The organism is Actinomadura sp. CNU-125 (assembly GCF_001942465.1).
Classification (GTDB): domain Bacteria; phylum Actinomycetota; class Actinomycetes; order Streptosporangiales; family Streptosporangiaceae; genus Spirillospora.
Genome location: NZ_MKJY01000359.1, coordinates 1 through 4,355, shown reverse-complemented (window position 1 = coordinate 4,355; position 4,355 = coordinate 1). Strand labels below are relative to the sequence as shown.

Here is a 4,355-nt window from a genome sequence, read left to right as displayed (position 1 = left end):
ACCTTCGCGAGCGCCAGCCCGCCCGCGACCAGCGACGCGAGCAGTTCGTACGCCTGGAACTCCGAGAAGGTCGGCTTCAGGAGGTCGCCGAGCGGGCCCGTCCCCGGGAAGCGCTCGAACGACACGATGATGGACATGTACGCCCCGATCCGGACGCCCACCTCCAGCGCCACGTACGCGGCGATCGCCGCCGCGATCGGCGCCACCGGCCCGCGCGGACGCGTCAGCAGCAGCACGCCTCCGACGACCAGCCCGACGAAGAAGCATTCGATCAGGAAGTACGTCGTCGACGCGCGGAACTGGATGAAGTCCGGCGAGACGTAGTTCCGGATGATCGTGGCGACGATCGACACGCCGGTGGCGAGGGCGCCCCCGACCATGATCAGGCCGATGACCACGCCGTTGGAGGTCGCGGAGCGAGTTTGCGGCATTCGGCCATTAAAGCGCTGATCGTCGCCGAGTGTGAACCCCTCCGTTCGCTCGGTGAGCGACTCCTTACAGAGTGGTGACGCGTGCGGTGGACCGCCGGTGAGGTCCGTACCTTGGACCGCGTGACGTGCGCTCGACGATTCCCCCGGATCCCGCGGCCGGGGCCTCGATGACCGCCCCCGGCCGCATCCTGGTGGTGGACGACGACCCCACGGTCGCGGACGTCGTGGCCCGCTACCTGGCCCGGGACGGGCACGAGGTGACGTGCGTCGCGGACGGCCGGACGGCGCTGCGCCGCGCCCTCGACCGTCCGCCGGACCTCGTCGTCCTCGACCTGATGCTGCCCGGGATGGGCGGGCTGGAGGTGTGCCGGAGACTGCGCGCGGCGACGGCCGTCCCGATCGTGATGCTGACCGCGCTCGGCGCCGAGACCGACCGGCTCGCCGGGCTGGAACTGGGCGCCGACGACTACGTGACCAAGCCGTTCAGCCCGCGCGAGCTGGCGCTGCGGGTGAAGTCGGTGCTGCGCCGGGCGCGCGGCCCGGCCGCCCGGCGAGCCCGGCCGGGCCGCTGCGCGACGGCGACCTGGTCGTGGACGTGGCCGCGCACGAGGCCCTGCTGCGCGGCGCGCCGCTCGCGCTCACCGCCCGCGAGTTCGACCTGCTGGCGTTCTTCGCCCGGCATCCGCGCCGCGCGTCGGCCGGGACGAACTGCTGCGGGAGGTGTGGGACTGGACGTTCGGCGACGCGTCGACCGTCACCGTCCACGTGCGGCGGCTCCGGGAGAAGATCGAGGCCGACCCGACCGCGCCCCGCCGGATCGTCACGGTCTGGGGCGTCGGGTACCGCTACGAGCCCGCAGAGGCGGACGACGCGTGATCCCGTTCGCGGACCTGCTCCTGGTCGTCTTCTACGCGTCGCTCCCGGCCGTCACCGTGGCGGCCGTCGCGCTCGGTCTGCTGCACGTCCTGCGCGGACGGTCCGTCGCGACGCAGCTCGTGGTCGTGAGCGCGGCGACCGTCCTCGCGGTGATCTGCGGGATCCTCGTGATCTCGTTCCTGATGCTGATCAACGACCACGACCGGTCGGTCGTGCTGACCGTGGTGGTGTCGGCGGGCCTGGTCGCGACGGCGGTGTCGCTGCTGCTCGGCCGCCGGCTCGTCGCGGCCAACCGGGCGCTGGTCGAGGCGGTCCGCGCGGACCGGTTCCGCCCGCCCGCGGGCCGCCTCCCGGCGGAGCTGGCCGAGCTGTCGCGCGAGCTGGACGCCGCCTACGCGCGGCTGGCCGCCGCGCACGAGCGCGAGCAGGCCCTGGAGGCGAGCCGCCGCGAGCTGGTCGCGTGGGTGAGCCACGACCTGCGCACCCCGCTCGCCGGGCTCCGCGCGATGGCGGAGGCGCTGGAGGACGAGGTCGTCGCCGACGCCGCGACCGTCCACCGCTACCACTCGCGCATCCGGGTGGAGGCCGAGCGGCTGACCTCGATGGTGGACGACCTGTTCGAGCTCTCCCGCATCCACGCGGGCGCGCTGCGGTTGACGCGGAGCCGGATCGGGCTGGCCGACCTGGTCGCCGAGGCGGTCGCCGGCACCGAGGCGCTCGCCCGCGCGAAGGCGTCCGCCTGCACGGCGGCGTGCGCGACGCCCTGCCCGTCCAGGTCGACGCGGGGGAGCTGGGCCGCGCGCTGCGCAACCTGGTGGTGAACGCGATCCGGCACACCCCGGGCGACGGCACCGTGGAGATCGTCGGCGACGTGGACGGCGGGGAGGTGCGGGTGACGGTCGCGGACGGCTGCGGCGGCATCCCCGAGGACGACCTGCCGCGCGTCTTCGACGTCGCGTTCCGCGGCGAGGCGGCGCGCAGCCCGGGCGGCGGCGCCGGGCTCGGCCTCGCCATCGCCCGCGGCATCGTCGAGGCCCACGCGGGCCGCATCGGCGTCGCGAACGCGGGGCCGGGCTGCCGCTTCGAGATCCGGCTGCCCGTCTGACGACACGTCCGCCCGGTCCGGACGGTCCGAACTGTCCGCCCGGTCCGTCCCGTCCGCCCGGTCAGGTTTCGAGACCTTCGGTCATCGTGCGGACCGTCGCGCAGGGCCAGCGGGCCATGCAGGCGCGGCAGCGGCGGATGGGACGGTCGGGGTCGCTGGTGATGCCGCCCGACTCCTGGGGACGGTGCAGGTCGAGCAGCCGCAGCGACAGTTCGGCGAACGCGAGGACCTCGTCGCGGGCGCGGTGATGAAGGCGATGTCCTCGCGGGAGAGGCGCGCCTTCACGGCGACGAAGCCGTCCCGGTTCACGAGCCGGGCGAGGCTCCGGGTGGACGAGCGCCACGAGCTCGCCTTCGCGGAGCGTGCGCGGATCGTCTCCAGGCGTTCGCGGAGCCGGGTCTCGCGCTCTTCGGCCGTCATCTGCGGCGCACCCCCAATGCTCGACCGCGCGGCGGCGGCGCCGTCCGCTGTGGCACAGGTTCAGGGTCTCCCAAACGGCGGCGCCGCGAGGGGCGAACGGCGAAGGTCGATGCCCCGAACAAGGGTGCAAACGCGACATTACCCAGCGTAGTTCACAAAGGGTGCGGGCGGGTCGGGAGGGGCGACACGCCCGGACACCCCCATGTCATAGGGGACTCGGCGAACCGTCTGGCCCGGCGGCCTTCAGAGAGATAGTGTGCCGAACGTGGAGCTAAACGTCTCGACCGCGTCTCAAGGGGGTCACGCCGTCGTCACGGCGACCGGCGAGCTCGACCTGTACACCGCGCCCAGGCTGCAGGCCGCGCTCGCGGCCCTGCTGCGCGACCGCGTCGACCACATCACGGTCGACATGAGCGGCATCGAGTTCTGCGACTCGACCGGCATGAACGTGCTGCTGTCGGCCATGAAACGGCTCAAGGAGCACGGCGGCTCGCTCGAACTCGCCGCGCCGCGTCCGGCCGTGAAGCGGATCCTGCAGGTCACCGGGCTCGACACCGTGTTCACCGTGACCGAGGCCGCGCCCGCCATGGACGCCGGCTGACCCGACCGACCCGACCATCGACCGACCGCCGGACCAACGGCCGCGCACGCGGCCGACCCGGCACCGGCACGTGACGCGCGACCGGTGCGCGCGAGCCGCCGCGCCCGCCGCGCGACGCACCGGGCGAGGTGCCTCGCACTTCGTGCGCGAAGCGTGCGACGCTCGCACGAAGTGTGCGACGCCCGCACTACGATCGCCGGTATGCAGGACGTAGCGGTGATCATTCCGGCCAAGGACGAAGCCGACCGCATCGCCGACACCGTCGAGGCGGCCCGGGAACTGCCCGGCGCCGACCTCGTCGTGGTCGTCGACGACGGGTCGTCCGACGACACCGCCGCCACGGCGCAGCGGGCCGGGGCGCGCGTCGTGCGGCACGGCCGCAACCGCGGCAAGGGCGCCGCGATGGAGAGCGGCGCCGAGGCCGTCAAGCTGCTCGAAGACGGCCGCGAGGAGCCGCGCCACCTGCTGTTCCTCGACGCCGACCTCGCCGAGACCGCCGGCGCGGCGGCACCGCTCGTCGAGCCCGTCCGGCGCGGCGAGGCCGACATGTCGATCGCGACGTTCGCCACCACCGTCAAGCTCGGCGGGCACGGCATCGTCGTGCGGGTGTCCCGCGAGGGCATCCGCCGCGCCACCGGCTGGGAGGCGACCCAGCCCCTCAACGGGCAGCGCTGCCTCACCCGGCCGGCGTTCGAGGCGGCCCGGCCGCTCGCCGCCGGATTCGGCGTCGAGACCGCCCTCACCATCGACCTGCTGCGCAAGGGCTTCCGGGTGACGGAGGTGGAGGTGCCGCTCGCGCACCGCGCCACCGGCACCGACTGGCGCGCGCAGGCCCACCGCGCCCGCCAGCGAGGGACGTGGCGCGCGCGCTGGCCGTCCGCGACCCCGCGGTGGCCGGGCGGCTGGCCCGGGTGCGCGGCCC

General features: G+C 74.4%; 6 protein-coding genes and 2 pseudogenes. 6 read left to right on the top strand and 2 right to left on the bottom strand.

Annotated features, from left to right (window positions below; all coding sequences use genetic code 11):
* On the bottom strand, positions 1-431 hold a 431-nt coding region (locus BJF79_RS33315), incomplete at its 3' end, for a hypothetical protein (protein WP_143220567.1).
* A 167-nt stretch (positions 432-598) separates the two neighbouring features.
* Between BJF79_RS33315 and BJF79_RS62765 the strand changes: the two are divergent.
* From BJF79_RS62765 to BJF79_RS62750, 4 genes and pseudogenes are all read left to right on the top strand, one after another.
* Positions 599-883 (top strand): annotated as a pseudogene (locus BJF79_RS62765) (response regulator); the annotation flags it as partial.
* A 268-nt stretch (positions 884-1,151) separates the two neighbouring features.
* A complete protein-coding gene (locus BJF79_RS62760; RefSeq protein WP_262402914.1) occupies positions 1,152-1,307 on the top strand; it encodes a helix-turn-helix domain-containing protein in 156 nt (51 codons plus the stop codon).
* 182 nt (positions 1,308-1,489) lie between these two features.
* Positions 1,490-2,128 carry a sensor histidine kinase gene (locus tag BJF79_RS62755; protein ID WP_262402913.1) on the top strand — a complete coding sequence of 213 codons (639 nt, stop codon included), beginning with the start codon at positions 1,490-1,492 and terminating at the stop codon, positions 2,126-2,128.
* Positions 2,059-2,412 carry a sensor histidine kinase gene (locus tag BJF79_RS62750; protein ID WP_262402912.1) on the top strand — a complete coding sequence of 118 codons (354 nt, stop codon included), beginning with the start codon at positions 2,059-2,061 and terminating at the stop codon, positions 2,410-2,412. The genes BJF79_RS62755 and BJF79_RS62750 overlap by 70 nt, the downstream gene beginning before the upstream one ends.
* A 61-nt stretch (positions 2,413-2,473) precedes the next feature.
* Here the strand turns inward: BJF79_RS62750 and BJF79_RS33300 are convergent, their stop codons facing one another.
* The gene (locus tag BJF79_RS33300) at positions 2,474-2,755 is read right to left on the bottom strand and encodes a hypothetical protein (RefSeq protein WP_262402911.1); all 282 of its coding nucleotides are present in this window, start codon (positions 2,753-2,755) and stop codon (positions 2,474-2,476) included.
* 342 nt (positions 2,756-3,097) lie between these two features.
* Here BJF79_RS33300 and BJF79_RS33295 point away from each other — a divergent pair, with 342 nt between their 5' ends.
* Complete coding sequence (locus BJF79_RS33295; RefSeq protein WP_075903425.1) at positions 3,098-3,433, top strand: STAS domain-containing protein; 336 nt, start codon at positions 3,098-3,100, stop codon at positions 3,431-3,433.
* A 201-nt stretch (positions 3,434-3,634) separates the two neighbouring features.
* A pseudogene (locus BJF79_RS33290) lies at positions 3,635-4,355 on the top strand (glycosyltransferase family 2 protein); the annotation flags it as partial.